This window comes from Uniformispora flossi (genome assembly GCF_049534875.1).
In the GTDB taxonomy this organism is placed as follows: domain Bacteria; phylum Actinomycetota; class Actinomycetes; order Streptomycetales; family Streptomycetaceae; genus Yinghuangia; species Yinghuangia aomiensis.
This window is the reverse complement of sequence record NZ_JBMULZ010000011.1, coordinates 232517-246619: the sequence shown is the minus strand read 5'-3', so window position 1 is coordinate 246619 and position 14103 is coordinate 232517. Positions and strand designations below refer to the sequence as shown.

The 14103-nt window shown below is 74.4% G+C and carries 13 protein-coding genes; 6 read left to right on the top strand and 7 right to left on the bottom strand.

Annotated elements, in window-relative coordinates; translation table 11 throughout:
• The first annotated feature begins 60 nt into the window (after positions 1-60).
• Together ACPA54_RS24230 and ACPA54_RS24225 are read left to right on the top strand one after the other, a co-directional pair.
• A complete protein-coding gene (locus ACPA54_RS24230) occupies positions 61-1047 on the top strand; it encodes a hypothetical protein (RefSeq protein WP_423533030.1) in 987 nt (328 codons plus the stop codon).
• A 199-nt stretch (positions 1048-1246) separates the two neighbouring features.
• Positions 1247-2338: a hypothetical protein gene (locus ACPA54_RS24225; protein WP_423533028.1), complete on the top strand. Its 1092-nt coding sequence runs from the start codon at positions 1247-1249 to the stop codon at positions 2336-2338.
• Positions 2339-2361: 23 nt separating this feature from the next.
• On the opposite strand, the gene ACPA54_RS24220 is transcribed toward ACPA54_RS24225, so the two are convergent.
• The 3 genes from ACPA54_RS24220 to ACPA54_RS24210 form a co-directional block, all read right to left on the bottom strand.
• A complete protein-coding gene (locus ACPA54_RS24220) occupies positions 2362-2751 on the bottom strand; it encodes a gamma-glutamylcyclotransferase family protein (RefSeq protein WP_423533026.1) in 390 nt (129 codons plus the stop codon).
• Positions 2708-3895 carry a hypothetical protein gene (locus ACPA54_RS24215; RefSeq protein ID WP_423533025.1) on the bottom strand — a complete coding sequence of 396 codons (1188 nt, stop codon included), beginning with the start codon at positions 3893-3895 and terminating at the stop codon, positions 2708-2710. Before ACPA54_RS24215 ends, ACPA54_RS24220 begins: the two co-directional genes overlap by 44 nt.
• Before the next feature lie 73 nt (positions 3896-3968).
• Positions 3969-4880, bottom strand: coding sequence for a helix-turn-helix domain-containing protein (locus tag ACPA54_RS24210; protein ID WP_423533023.1), 912 nt, complete (start codon positions 4878-4880; stop codon positions 3969-3971).
• A 350-nt stretch (positions 4881-5230) separates the two neighbouring features.
• Between ACPA54_RS24210 and ACPA54_RS24205 the strand changes: the two genes are divergently transcribed.
• The 3 genes from ACPA54_RS24205 (at position 5231) to ACPA54_RS24195 (ending at position 9755) form a co-directional block, all read left to right on the top strand.
• Complete coding sequence (locus ACPA54_RS24205; protein ID WP_423533021.1) at positions 5231-6577, top strand: PucR family transcriptional regulator; 1347 nt, start codon at positions 5231-5233, stop codon at positions 6575-6577.
• A 382-nt stretch (positions 6578-6959) separates the two neighbouring features.
• Positions 6960-7949 carry an AraC family transcriptional regulator gene (locus ACPA54_RS24200; protein WP_423533019.1) on the top strand — a complete coding sequence of 330 codons (990 nt, stop codon included), beginning with the start codon at positions 6960-6962 and terminating at the stop codon, positions 7947-7949.
• A 330-nt stretch (positions 7950-8279) separates the two neighbouring features.
• Positions 8280-9755 (top strand): M1 family metallopeptidase, encoded by a 1476-nt coding sequence (locus ACPA54_RS24195; RefSeq protein WP_423533017.1) that lies wholly within the window; start codon positions 8280-8282, stop codon positions 9753-9755.
• Here ACPA54_RS24195 and ACPA54_RS24190 read toward each other — a convergent pair.
• On the bottom strand, positions 9735-10421 hold the full coding sequence (locus tag ACPA54_RS24190; RefSeq protein ID WP_423533015.1) for a hypothetical protein: 687 nt from the start codon (positions 10419-10421) through the stop codon (positions 9735-9737). The two genes, ACPA54_RS24195 and ACPA54_RS24190, sit on opposite strands and share 21 nt — an antisense overlap.
• A gap of 597 nt (positions 10422-11018) precedes the next feature.
• A complete protein-coding gene (locus ACPA54_RS24185) occupies positions 11019-11609 on the bottom strand; it encodes a TIGR03086 family metal-binding protein (RefSeq protein WP_423533013.1) in 591 nt (196 codons plus the stop codon).
• 85 nt (positions 11610-11694) lie between these two features.
• Here ACPA54_RS24185 and ACPA54_RS24180 point away from each other — a divergent pair, with 85 nt between their 5' ends.
• Positions 11695-12501: a DUF6597 domain-containing transcriptional factor gene (locus ACPA54_RS24180; RefSeq protein ID WP_423533011.1), complete on the top strand. Its 807-nt coding sequence runs from the start codon at positions 11695-11697 to the stop codon at positions 12499-12501.
• A gap of 11 nt (positions 12502-12512) precedes the next feature.
• Here ACPA54_RS24180 and ACPA54_RS24175 read toward each other — a convergent pair whose 3' ends face one another.
• Entirely contained in the window at positions 12513-12878 is a 366-nt protein-coding gene (locus ACPA54_RS24175; protein WP_423533009.1) for a hypothetical protein, read from the bottom strand.
• A 123-nt stretch (positions 12879-13001) separates the two neighbouring features.
• Entirely contained in the window at positions 13002-13952 is a 951-nt protein-coding gene (locus ACPA54_RS24170) for an NUDIX hydrolase (RefSeq protein ID WP_423533007.1), read from the bottom strand.
• Positions 13953-14103: the final 151 nt, after the last annotated feature.

Genomic DNA, 14103 nt, shown 5'->3' with positions numbered 1-14103 from the left:
TGCGGGCGCGGTGCTGCGGGCGGAGAACGCGAGGGGACAGGCGATATGGAGACCCGCACGATGACCGAACCGTCCTACACCGGCCCGGCGTACCCCGAACCTCCCTCGGGCGCCCCGGGCTACGCGGAACCGGTGTTGAGTCCGCCGCTGTGGTTCGAGGCGTTGGACGAGGCGCGTGCGGAAGCTGCGGCCCTGGTCGGGTCGGCGCCCGCGGCCACGGCGGCCCCGAACCTGCTGAAGCCGCCGCCCGTGCCGCTCAACCGGATGCCCATGGCACCGCCGCCGGTCGGGCTTCCCGACCCGCCGGAGGCGCCCGCCCCTCGCCCGGTACCGGCGGCGCCCCGGAACCCGGCCGATCCGGATGCCGAGGAACTCTTCGGCTGGGACTTCGACCAGTCCGCCGCCGCCGAGCCGCTGTGGCCCGACGAGCAGCTGCCGCCGTGGCGCAAGCTGTGGTTCAAGGTCACGGTCGTGGTGACGGTGCTGCTCCTCGCCGGGGTCGCCGCGGTGTTCGTCCTGGCCGACGACCCGAAGGAGGCACCCCCGCCGCCCGCGCCGAGCCAGGCCGCGGCGGTGGCCGTCGACCCGCAGAACCTCGCGGCGCTCCAGCCGCGCGACGTCGCCGCCGCGGCGTACGAGGGACGGCTCCAGGTGACTTGGTCGGCTCCCGAGCGCACGGACGGCGTGGTCGGGTACTTCGCCGCGTCGCAGACCCCGGCGGGCGACCTCCTGGACCGTGTGCTGGTGGACAACGGCGAACTGGTGGCGGTCTTCTCGGGTCCGGCGGCGGCCGCCGACGCGTGCGTCGTGGTGACCACGGTGGTCCGCGGCGAGCCCGCGCTGATGCTGGCCAAGAGCGAACCGGTGTGCCCGGGGAAGCCGAAGAGCCCGGCGCCGTCGGGCGGGGCGAGCCCGGCTCCGGGTGCCTCGGCGCCTGCCGGTTCGGCTCCGGCGTCCGCTCCCCCGGCCTCGGACCCGGCCGGTGCGGCGCCGGGCGAGGGCTCCTCCGACGACCAGATGATGCCGGGCACCGTCCCGGGCGAGTAGGGCGCTCCGCGCTCCGCGGCCTGCCGGACGCGGGGAGCGCGGGGCGGGAGCCAGATCACGCGGCACCCCGGATGCCCGCCGCGGCCCGGCGTATAAACGAATGAGGAAGCCCGTTTCGGTTCCGGGCACTTCGCCGTCGGCGCGGGTGCCTCGCGGATGCCGCGGCACACCCCCCGTCCTCTCACTCGCGGAGCATGCGATGCCAGAGTCCCCTGTCGTTCCCGGCTGGCCGGTGTTGACCATCGAGGTCACCGGGGACGGCTTCACGGTCGCCGGGGAGCCCGTCGAGGTCGCGCCCGGCGAGTCGCCGCGCGAGGCCGCGATCGCCATGGTGGCGCGCACCGCGCAGTCCTTGGGGCGGCCGGTGCGTGCCGAGGCGATCGAGGCGGACGGCACGGTCTTCCCGCTCGTGGTCAGCCCGGACGGGGAGGTCGGCGAAGCGGCGCCGCCGATTCCGCCGGCCAAGTCGCGGCGCGTCCTGAAGCGGCGCAAGCCGGCCGAGCCGACGCACGATCCCCGACCGCTTGCCACCCCCGCACCCACACCGGCTCAGGCTCCGGTTCCGGCGGCCGCGCCGATGTCCGAGCCGTACACCGCGTCCGAGCCCTACCGCGCGCCCAAGGCCTACGACCCCGGACTCCCGGTCGCCGGAGTCGCGGCACACGATGTCGACAGCCTCGATGTCAGGGTCCCCGAAACCGGCATGCCCGAAGCCGAGACTCCTGAAGTCGAAATCCCGCCGGTCGCAGGCCCCGCGGTCGAAAGCCCGGCAGTCGAAAGCCCCACCGCGGCGGTGCCGTCCGTCCCGAGCCCGAGGGACGCGTCGACGCCGGCGCCGACCCGCGACCAGCAGGCGAGCCTGCGCACCATCCGCGCCGCGCTCGACGTCAACAATCCCGCCCTCGCCATGGAGTTGGCCGACGTGTTCGCTCGAGAAACCGCCACGCAAGGCGACCCGTCCGCGACCCTGGCCGCCCGCGAGGTGCACGCCTACGCCGCGCTCCGGGCCGGGTCCACCGAGCAGGCCGTGACCCTGTTCGCGCAGGCCGCCATGGCCCGCGTCGAGCAGGAGTCCGAGGTCGCCCGGGCCGACACTCCCGACCGGTGGGCGTGGCGGCTCGTGCAGAACGCGCACTACTGCTGGCTGCAGGTCCAGGACACCGAAGAGGCCTACGGGCTCAGCCCGTTCGTCCTCGGCGCCTACTCCGCCGTGGGTGCGCCGGACGCGGAGGCGGCGCTGGCGGCGCGCGCCCACCAGGAGCAGTTGCGCCGACGGCTGCTGGCGAGCTGACCCCGCGGCTCCGGCCGGACCGGTCAGGAGGCGGCGGAACCGTCCGCGAACGCCGCCCGCCACACCCGGCATTCGGCGACGAACGCGGGCAGGTGCCGTCCGGCGAACTCCTCGGCCGACCACGACTCGGCAGGGGTGTCCGCGCCGTCGGGAGCGACATACGTCCACGCATGGCCGCCGCCGTCCAGCGGCAGGCGGACCAGGTCGTACAGGTCTTCCTCGTAGGCGTCGAGGACGTCCCACTCGGCCGCGGTGACTCCGGTCAGCAGGATGCCCGCCACGTCGGCGGACGGGTCGCGGACCAGCACCGGGTACACCCGGTCCGGCAGCGCCGCCGCCCGCCAGCCGGGCACCCGCGCGGGGCCGCGGTCAGGTATCCGCCCCAGCAGCACGGTCAGCACCTCGGAGAACATCAGGCTCCCGTAGACGAACAGCCGGTCCGGGTCCGCCGATCGGCGGTCCGCCCGGGTGGAGCCGGCCGAGTCCCCCGGGTGTGAGGGGGTCCCGATAAGCGGCATGCAGCACCTCCGTGATCACCGCGGTGTCCGCGTCGGCGAGGCGGACGAACCAGTCGAAGCCGGCCGGATAGGCCCACAGGTAGGAGCGGAGCCGGGGATCGCTGCCCCGGTCGGCGAGGACGTCGGCGATGTGCCGGTCCGTCCAGAACGGCACCCGGGCCCGCGCGTGTGCCGCGCAGGCCCGCACCGAAGCGCCGGAGTTCACCGCGATGTGCAGCTCCGCACGGACCAGTTGGAGGTAGTGATCGAGCCTGACCCGGGTGCCGAGGACCGCGTCGTCGGGCACCACGAACAGCGGCAGCGCCTGCGCGAGCCCTTCCAGCAGGACCTGGGTGGGCCCGTGCACGGAGATCATCCGCACCCACGGCACGTCCTCGCGGCCGCAGCGGTCGGCGAAGGCGGCGCACTGCAGGCCGTGTCCGAGGACCTCGTGCAGCGCGAACTGGCGGGCGCCGACCTTGGTGAAGCGGGCGTTGCGCGGGTTGATGCGCAGGCGGACGTGCTGTCCGGCGCCGTCGAGCCAGTACGCCCAGTACTCGTCGACGTCGACGCACTCGACGGACAGCCGGTAGGGCGCTTCGGAGCCGACGGCTTTGCGCACCGCGGGCTCGTGGTCCGCGACGGCCGCGAGGATCGCCTTGACGGCTTCGTCGGCGGGGAGGGGCTCTTCGAGGCCGCGGAGGGCGTCTTCGGTGCCCGCGTCCCAGGCGATGCCGTGTGCGGCGAGGCGGGTGCGGACGGCGTCGCCGCGTTCCGCGACGTAGTCCTCGGGCCAGCCGGCCGCGCCGCAGCCTTGCGTGGCCCGGATGTAGGCGTCCAGGTCGGGGCGTTCGCCCAGGCGGGAGCCGAGGTAGGCGAGGTCGGCGCCCAGGCGGGCGGCGACGGCCGGGTGGGCGTCGGCGGCGATCGGGGCGGCGAGGGCGGTCAGCCGCTCGTACACCTCCATGCGGTCGGCGGCCGCGGGCACGGGCGGCGTGCCGGGTGCGGGCGGGACGCAGTCGAATTCGACGATGCCGGGGCCGCCACGTTCCACTTCCATGCGGTGCCACGCACGTATGACACCCTCCAGCGCGTCCCGCAGTTCGCGGGCACGCGCGGCACCGGATTCCCCCCTACCCGCCACCACGGGCAACCTCCCAATGCAGGGTGACGAACTGGTTGGGTTTCAGGTCCTCACGCCCCAACGTGATGTCCACCTCGTCACCGTCGACCGACCAGCGTACGTGTTCGTCGATCGACTGGGTGGCCCCGTCCGGATGCTCTTCCAGCGCGGCGACGTCCCGCAAGGCGGCGAGACCGCGTTGGTGGACGTCGATGGTGAGGCGGAGCGTGGCCCGGGTGATGGCCTGGCGCCAGTAGTGCGCGTCGACGAAACGGCCGCCGGTGCAGCGGTAGGCGATGGTCGCGCTGCCCATGGGGGGGACGGGCGGCGAGACGCGGCAGGCGAACTTGGCGAGGGTGCCGGCGTCGTGGATGCGTTCCACGGCTATCTGGTGGCGGGCGGTGGGCAGCGCGGCGATGTCCAGCGGGCCTTCGCCGTGCTCGAACCACAACTCCCGGGCGAACCTGGTGAGTGGACGGTCCGTCAGATTCAGGACGGTGTGCCGGTAGGTGAGGTTGACCCAGCCGTCCTTGTCGACGTCGATGGCGATGAACAGTTCGAGTTCGACGACGCTGTCGGCGAGTTTGGGGCGCAGTGCCGGGGGAACGGATTCGGGGTCGAAGGATTCGCCGTCCTCCCACGGGCGGGGGGCGAGGCCGAGGAGTTCGCCGGGGATGCGCAGGGCGTCGGCGACCCGTTCGACGACGTGCTGCTGGCGGACCCGGGCGCGGCCGCGGATGTAGTCGCCGACCCGGCTCGGGGTCATTTCGCACAGTCGCGCGAGTCGGCTCTGGGTGAGGCCGGCGTGGTCGCGGGCGAGCATGAAGATCGCCCCGATGTCGCGTTCGGCGCACGCCCGGCGCATGGCGGGCGTGTTGAGCAGGCTGTGCGGCAACGGGCTCTCGCGGTCGGCCGCGCTCATGTCCCCAACTCCCTGTGCGCCGTGCTCATCGGATTGGCCGACCACGAAGTTACCGGCAAGTTTACCGGGAACGGGTACCCGGCTCGGCCTTTTTTGGTCACCACCGGACTATCGATACTCGGTCCTCGTGCGGGATTCCGGCTGCTTCCGGGCCCCAACGGCCGGGGACCCTCGCACATTCCATCAGGAGGCCCTCGGCGCCCCCTCGGGATTTTGCGGATCTTCCCGGTAGGCACGGGCCCGGGACAGGAGCGACGGTGATACCCGGCAAGACCGGAAGCGACAACGGCGGATCCGGTGCGGCCCGGCCCGACCGGATCGCATCGCCGCCCCGGCCCGAGGGAGATGGCATGCGCGTGGCGCCTGAGCCGACTCGGACACCCGCCGCCGCCTCGTCCGAACTCCGGGCGGCCATAAGGCGCGACGTGCCCGGCGACGCCCGGGAATACGCCCGGTGGGCGTCTCGGAAGCTGGCCGAGGCGGTCCGCATCATCGACGACACCGAACGGCGCCAGCGCCGCGCGGTGTGGGACCTGCTGTGCGGCGGCCAAGCGGTCGCGGCACGCACGATGGCCGAGGCGATGGGCGCTCCGCTGCCCGCCGCGGCCCGGGTGGCGGTCGTCGCGTGCGGCGACGCCGACCCGGACGCGATCGCCGACCTGCTCGACCGCGGCGATCCGCCGGCGTGGGTGGTACGGAGTCCCGGTGACGCGGCGTCGCTCGTGGCCCTCCTGCCCGCCGTCGGCGCGTCCGTGTCCGGAATCCGCCCGGGTGCCCCCTCGCCCGGCGGAACCGACCCGGCGCTTCCGGGGGTGGTCCGGGAACTGACCCGGCGCCACCCGCGGACCCGGATCGGTGTCTCCCCGGTGGTGGACATGACGCGTGCCGCGGTGGGCTACGCCCAAGCACGGCACGCGCTTTCCGCCGCCGGACTGGCGCCGGAGGGCTACGCGCGGTTCTGTGCGTGGCTCGACCCCGAGTTGCTGATGGCCCGTCAGGCCGCGGCCTGGGCGGACGGGGTCCTCTCCCCGCTCGCCCGGCACGAGGCCCGGCGGCGCAGCGACCCGGACGGCGCCGACCTGCTCGACACCCTGGACGTCTGGCTTGCGACCCGGCGCGGCGCCGGGGAACGGCTGGGCATCCACCGCAACACCCTCAGCGGGCGGCTGCGGCTCGTCGAACGGCTGGCGGGCCGCGATCTGGCCCGCGTCGACGACCGCGCGGAACTGTCGCTCGCGCTGCGCGTCCACGCGCTGGTCCGGCACGGAGCCTCGGACGCCTTCGGCGCCGTGGACCCGGCCGGCCGGGATCGTCCGCTCGGCTCCGCGGGGGGACGCAACGACGCGTCCCGCACGGCGGTTCCGGGCGACGAGCCGCACCGGCTGCCGCTCGGTCTGCCCGCACTGCAGGAGTGGGCGCACGCCGGGCTGCGTCCGCTCGCGGGCGGCATCGGCGGGCCGGACGCGCGCACGCTGCGCGTCTGGCTGGACCACGACGCGCGCCTCGCGGCGGCCGCGTCGGCCCTGTCGTTGAGCGTGCCCGGCGCGCGCAAACGGCTCGTCCGCATCGGCGGCGTGCTCGGCCTGGACCTCCTCCACGCGGCGAACGCGGAGGCGGACCTGTGGCTGGCGTTCCGTGTCGCCGACCGGCGGCTCTCCACGGTCCTCGCCGACGAGGAGAACCGCCGGGCTTCCTGATTCCGCCGGCGGGCGCAATGCCACGGTCGAGGCTCGCCCGCCCGGCACGTTCCGGCACGGATGCGGCATGCCCGTGGCCGAGGGCTGCCGCCGTACCGGAACGCTCACGTCCTCATCCATGCGTGCCCCGCACGCAGTTGCTCCAGGCAGGAGTTCCCCCATGGCCGCCACGGCTTTCCCTCGCCCTGTCCTCGTTGCCCCGCAGTCCCCGTACATTCCTTCTCCCGCGGCCGCGGACCGTCCGCGGGGTGTGCCCGCGCCGCGCATGCAGCCCGGCCAAGCGCCACGGCCCCAGCCCGCCGCCGCGGTCCGCGGGCCCGGCGGGGTCCGTCCCGCGCCGGGCACGGCCCCGGTGCGCGCGGCGGCGGCACCGCGGGGGCGTGTGCTGTACCAGGGCACCGAGGCGCGGCTGATGCACCACGCGGTCGGCTCGCACGTCGTGCCGCACCGCCTGCGGGTGCCCGGCACCGGCGCGGTGCGGGCCCGGCTGCGGGTGCTGCACCGCGGCGAGATCGCGCTGTACCAGATCTCCTACGGCGCCCACGCCGAACTCCGGCTGGACGCGCAAGCCCCCGTCTACCTCGTGCACTTGCTGCACAACGGCGGCGGCCGGGTCACCGTCGACGGGCGGGACATGCCGCTGTCGCCGGTGGTGACCGGGCCCGGCCAGGACACCGTGCTGCGGTTCACGCCCGAGACCACCGCGCTGGTGCTGCGGATTCCGCGGCGCGTCGTGGACGCGGCGATCCGGCCGTACGCGGGCGCCCTCGACACCGACACCCCGCTGCGCTTCGAGCCGGTCCTCGACCCGGCGAACGACGAGGTGCGGCAGTGGCTTTCGCTCGCGCACAGCTTCGCGTCGATGGTCGACTCGGGCCTGCTGACCCGCTCCCCCGACACCGCCGCGCACTTCGAACAGATGCTGGTGCACGGCCTGTTGGCGTGCCAGTCGCACAGCCTGAGCGGCGGCGCGGCGCCGCGCGGCGGACCGGTCGGGGCGCCGGTGGCGCTGCGCCGGGCGCTGGCGTTCTGCGAGGAGCACGCGTCGGAGCCGATCTCGGTCGCGGACATCGCCGCCGCGTCGCACATGAGCGTGCGCACGCTCCAGGAGAAGTTCCGCACCCATCTGGGCGTCACGCCGCTCGCGCACCTGCGGCACGTGCGCCTGGCCGGGGCGCACGCCGACCTGCTCGCGGTGGCCGAGGGCCGCAGCGACGACACGGTGACCGGGATCGCGCTGCGCTGGGGCTTCAGCCACCTCGGCCGGTTCGGGTCGCTGTACCGCGCGGCCTACGGGCGGCTGCCGTCGCAGACCACCCGCATGGGCGACGTGGAGCTGTACGCCGCCGCCGGGCGCCGCCAGGCCGGCTGACCCCGGTCCGGCACCGCCGGAATCGCATCCGGACAACCGGGCCGGGAGGGCTTCGCGGCACTCCCGGCCCGGTGCTGTCCAGGTCACCATCGAAGACCCGTCTCTGTCGGCGCCGATCGGGCTTGCCCCGGCACGGCGTCCGCGCGGGGTGGGCCCCACGCTAGTGAGGCGCCCGGGGAGCGGGCTATCCGGCCGCGTGTTCTGACCAACACGTCCGCGCGGCACGGGAAAACGGTGCGGTCGGCGGACTCGCGCCCATTCGGGTGCCGTTCCCGGGCCATCGGCATGTCGGTCTTCCGCGGGCACCCGTGCGTCCGTCAGCGTGGAACCATGCGCACCGACCGACGGTTCCCGCGTTCCTTGTCCGCATTGGCCGCCACCGCCGCGCTGCTGCTCGCCCTCCCCGCCCCCGCCGGGGCCGCGCGGGACGGCGGGACGCCGGGAGCACCCGGCATCGGCGACCCGCTGTTCCCGAATGCGGGGAACGGCGGCTACACCCTGGAGCACATCTCCCTCGACCTGGCGTGGCAGGCCCCCAAGACCGCGTTCCCCGCGGTGGCGACCCTGCACGCGGTGGCCACGCAGCGGCTCTCCCGCTTCGACCTCGACTTCGCCGGGAACACCCTCGGCCGGGTCTTCGTCGACGGCAAGCCCGCCGCGGCCGTCCGGGACGGCGACGAACTCGTCGTCACACCGCGCAAGCCCATCGGCAAGCACGACGCGTTCGACATCCGCGTCGAATACACCGCCGACCCCACGCAGACGCGGCACCGCGACGACGCCATCGAGGACTACGGGTGGATCCCCACCCCGGACGGCACCGTGGTCTACCCGCAGCCGAACGGCACCCAGATGCTGTTCCCGACCGGCGACCATCCGAGCGTCCGCGTGCCGATGACGGTCTCGATCAGCGCGCCGCAGGACGTCCAGGCCGTCGCCAACGGCGATTTCCGGGGACGGCGGCCGGACGGGCCCGGGCGGCTGCGGTGGACGTACGACTCCGCCACCCCGGTCGCCGGACAGCTCGTGCAATTCGCGGTCGGCCACTACGAGTTCGTGACCAGCCAAGGACCCGGCGGGGTGAAGATCCGGGACGTGGTGCCGCCGGACCTGGTCGCCTCCACGGCCGCCTACCGGGCCCTCACGGCCGACCATCTGCGGTGGCTGAGCGCCAAGTTGGGCCCCTACCCGTTCGGTACCTACGGCCTGCTGGTCGCCCACACCGACCTCGGCGTCGCCCTGGAAACGCAAACGCTGTCGCTCATCCCGGAAGGCGACCTGGCCGGCGACCAGGTCACCGCCGAACGCAACATGGTGCACGAGCTGACCCACCAGTGGTTCGGCGACAGCGTCGCGCTGGCGTCCTGGTCGGACCTGTGGCTGAGCGAAGGCCACGCGCGGTTCTACGAGCGGCTGTACTCCGAAGAGCACGGCGGCGACGCGATGGAAGCCCGCATGTACGACGCCTACCGCGCCCACGACCTGTGGCGCCGCGACTACGGGCCGCCCGCCGCGCCCACCGAGCCGAACCTGTTCAAGCGGATGCGCTACGACGGCGCCGCGCTCGTCCTCTACGCCCTCCGCGCGGAGGTCGGCGACAGCACCTTCAACGCCATCGAACGCGCCTGGGTCAGCCGCTACCGCGGCCGCACGGCGAGCACCCGGGACTTCGTCGACCTCGCCTCGCAGGTCGCGCACCGCGACCTGCGCCCGTTCCTCGACGCCTGGCTCTACGCCCCGACGACCCCGCCGATGCCCGGGCACCCCGACTGGAAGGTCGACCCGCTACCGCCGGCGGGCAGCTGACCCCTTGGCCGCGCCCGCGGGCTTGAAGATCGACAGGAATGTCGCCACCGCGAGCGCGGCCAACTGCACGGCCGCACCGGCGAACTGGTACCACTGCACGGCCGCGAGCCCGGCCGCGTCGGCCCCCGGCGCGGTCATCTGCTCCAGATCGCGCAGCCAGCGCGACATCAGGCCCGCACCGATCGCGATGACCAGGAACAGCAGCACGATCTTCACTTTGATCCACAGGTAGCGCCAGAGCCCCCACGGCGTCCGCAGACAGAGCAGGACGCCCGACACCAGCGCGATCACCGCCAGCGGCATCCCGGTCGTGTACACGAGATACCGCATGACGGGGTACAGCGTGTGCCGCAGCTCCGCGTCCCCGGTGACGCGCGCCACGATCCCGAGCGCGATCAAACCCCACTCGACCCCGACGAGCCCGACGGACGCGACGACGTGCAGGGAGTTGACGCTCTTCCGCACCCGCCGCGAGAACCGGCGTGCGGGTGCCGGTTTGGCGGTGTCGGCGCCGGCCGCTGTGTCCGCGCCGACAGCCGCCCGCCGCTCGGCCCGACCGCCCGGCGCCGGGTCTTCCGACCGCGCCCCGGTCCCCCGCACCCGCCCGGCCGGCTCGCCCTGCCGCGCCGTTCGCTCCGCCGCCCGCACTGCCTCGCCCGCAGCCACGATGCCCTCCTGAGGACGCTGGTCTCTCGCCTTCCGACGCCCTCCAGCCTGCTCGGCAGGACCCCGCGAAACGTCCCGCCCACGAAGTGACCTGCGGTGCTCTCCCCGCAGGTCAGCGCCGGTCCGGGCGGCGAAGAATCTGCTGCGGGGGGAGACGCCCCGCTCGGGGATCTACTCCCGCGGGAGTAGGGGCAACGGGCGCGGAGGACGGGCGACGACGTGCAAAGCCCGGCGAGGCAAAGCGGCGGACACGGCGAGGCGGGGACGCGGAGGCGAGGCGGAGGCCAGGCGGCGCGGCGAGGCGAGGCGGCGAGGCGGAGGCGGAGGGGCGGCGAGGCAGGCATGCGGCCGGGTGGCGGGCACCGCGGGGTGCCCGTATCCGCCCGATCGGTCTCCCCACCACCACGGCGGCGGGGAGCGGCGGGGCGGCTCGGGCACGGTGGCCGGATGGCCGGCGGCGCCGTCGCGCGGCGCAAGCCGACAGGGCGACGGCCGGGAACCACGCCCGTCCGGGCCGGCTCCCCGCGCCCCCACGCAGCAAGACGGTAGCCCGCCACCCCCGGGTGCCGGCCCGGAGGCGCGGCCTTCGCAGCCGCGCTATCCGGCCGACGCGGCCCGCCACTTCGGGTCGCGGCCCGACAACGCCAGGGCCCGTTCGAACGTCGGCGCATCGGCCGGGATCTCGACCGGGTCGGCGAACCCGTCGTACTGCCGGTAGACCTCCGCGTGTTCTTCGACGACCGTGAGGACGAGCTTGGCGGTGTCCTCGGGCAGTTCGACGGTCTGCCCGGTCGCCGCGGCGACGTCCCAGCCGTGCACGGTGAGTTCCTTGACGATCAGGCCGACGATCGTGGCGGGCGGGAAGGTCATGCCGGGGCCGACCTCGACGTCGCCTTCCCACGCGGCCGGTTCCGCCCACGCCGCGACGGCGCGGTCGAGCTGCGCGGCGTACGTCTCGGCCCAGTCCGGGTCGGCGGCGAAGTCGCGGTTGAGCAGTTCCTCGGGCAGCGGTTCGCGGCGGGCCCGCTTCTCCAGGCCGAAGGCGCTGTAGAGGATCCAGTGGTTGAGCAGCGCGCCGAGGTTCATGTCGGCGCACGGGGTCGGCGCGTCCGGCGCGGCGGTGCCGGCGCCCCGGGCGATGCGGGCGGCTTCGGCGGCGGCGACGGCGAGGTGCGGGTGCAGTTCCATGTCCGGAACGCTACGGAGACCCCCGCGTGCCGGTCTTGAACAAACGCGACAGCGGCCCCGACCGGGCACGATCTAGGCTGTCCCCATGACCGAACACGGGACGAACCCGGCGAATCTCGGCCGCGGCGTCCTCTATCCCGGGCTGACCGCGACCAAGATCCGCTTGGCCCGGCCGGAGCCCGATCCGCGGCTCGCCCCGTTCGTCGAGAACCACTGGATCGTCGCGTGGGACCTGCGCGGCGGGAAGCCGTACGAGTCGCGCACGCTGCCGCATCCGAGCGTGCACCTGGTCTTCGAGGAGCCGCACCCGTCGGTGTACGGCATCATCCGCGGTCCGTTCGTCCGCGAGATCGCCGAGCTGGGGCACGTCTTCGGCGTGAAGTTCCACCCGGGCGGCTTCCGCCCGTTCCTCGGCGGCCCGGTCACGGACCTCACCGACCGCGTCGTGCCCGCGCAGGACGTCTTCGGCGCCGGGGTGTTCGACGTCCAGGAAGCCGTGCTCGCCACCCGCGACGACACGGAAATGACCCGGCACGTCGAGTCCTTCCTGCTCGGCATGCTCCCCGCCCGCGACCCGGTCGCCGAAGAGGTCGCCGCGATGGTGCGCACCATCACCGAGACCCCCGCGTTCGTCCGCGTCGACGACTTCGCCTCCCACGCCGGCGTCTCGGTGCGCCGCCTGCAGCGCCTGTTCGCGGAATACGTCGGCGCCTCCCCCAAGTGGGTCCTCCGCCGTGCCCGCCTCCACGAAGCCGCCGAACGCGCCGACCAGGGCGGCACCCTGGACTGGTCCGCGCTCGCCGTCGAACTCGGCTACGCCGACCAAGCCCACCTGACCCGCGACTTCACCGCCGCGATCGGCGCCCCGCCGGGGGCGTACTCCCGTACCTGAGCGGGGGCTTGCTACGCCCCCGAGCCGGCTACGGCCGCCGTCGGCCCGCTTCCCGGGCGGCGCTGCTCGGCCGCCCAGGCCGACACCGCGGCCGCCAATTCCCGGTCGCCGTGCGTGCCGCGGGCCCAGATGTCGAGTTCGGCGGCGAACTCGGCGTCCATGTGCGCGCGGGCTTCCAGGACCTGGGTGAGGGACCGTGCGCGGTGCGGGTCGGCGGGGTTGCGCTCCAGCGCGCTGAGCGCCGCTTCGCCGCTGGTGCCCGAGCGGCGGAACTCGCGCCGCACCAGCCGGGCGAGCGCGGTCCAGGCCCGCTGCCCGGCCTCGCCGCCCGCGCCTCCGGCGAGTCCCGCGAGTAGCACGGTCGAGATCGGTTCCACTGGTCTGCCCCCTGTCCGTCGCGGCCGGTCGACGGGGACCACGCTACGACGCAAGGGTGAACGGCGAACCACGTTCCGGGAGGCCGCCCCCGAACACCGTGCCGGGCGCGCCGTCCGTCCGGCTCACGTCGACGCCGACACCAGCAGACGGTCGAGGGCCGCTTCCACGACGCCGCGCGCGGGCTGCGCGCCGCCGCCCACGGCGGTCGTGCGTACCAGGGCGTGGTAGAAGAGCGCCGGCGCGCACGCCGTCCACGAATCTCGCCGTGCGGGGTCCAGGAGGAAGCCGAGGACGTCCGCCGGGTCCGCCGGCACGAAGGCGAACTCGGTGTGCTCCCAGGGGTCGTGCATGCCCCGCGTCCAGCGCTGCCGCAGCACTTCCTCGGTGCACCTCAGTCGGGCGCAGAACAGCGCCCCCCACTGGCGCCGCCGCTGGTCGACGACCACGGACAGCATGTCCAGTCCGGCGATATCGGCATCGAAGACGGTGAGTTCCTCGGCAAGCGCCCGACGCGCGGCGCCGAAGAGGTCGACGCTGCCGTCGTCGGCGATGTCGTGCGTCCGGGACAGTCCCTCGTTGGCCGACGAGTTCCACAGCCCGGGGTTGACCGCGACCTGGTCACTGCGGCGGGAGAAGACCATGCGGCCGTCCCCGGTGACGGCCGCCACGTTCACCCCGAACGACACCCCGGGGAGCAGGTCCGCACCGGGCCGGGCACCGGCCGCCCGGGCTGCGTCCGGCACACATTCGATGCCCTGCGCGGCCAGTGACGTGTAGTAGTCGCTCGGGGAGAACTCCAAGTCGAGGACGAGTTCCTCGTCCGCATCGCGGCCGGCGGTGAACGCGTCGAGGCGGAACGTCGGGCTGTTCCAATGACGCCGGCAGGCACCCGATTCGTGGACGTGCCGTACGCGTTCCCGGGCGTCGGCAAGGTCCGCGGGCAGGTTCGCCGGAAACGGCTTCCCCGGCACCACCCGGGCCCGGACGTTCCGCTCCGGTATCGCCGCGGCGCCGTCGCCGGCCCGGATCAGGCACGTGGTGGTCAGGGGGCCGAGACGAAAAGGCCGATGCACGCCGGGAGTCTCCGATGCCGGGTCGACGCCTGCCGGGCCGACGCCGGCCCGTGGTTCGCAGCAACGTACTTCGTCGTGCGGCTCCGCGGAGCACGCTCGCGCGGGGCGGACACGCGCGGCGCGCCGAACGGCTGCCTGTCAAGCCGGACCG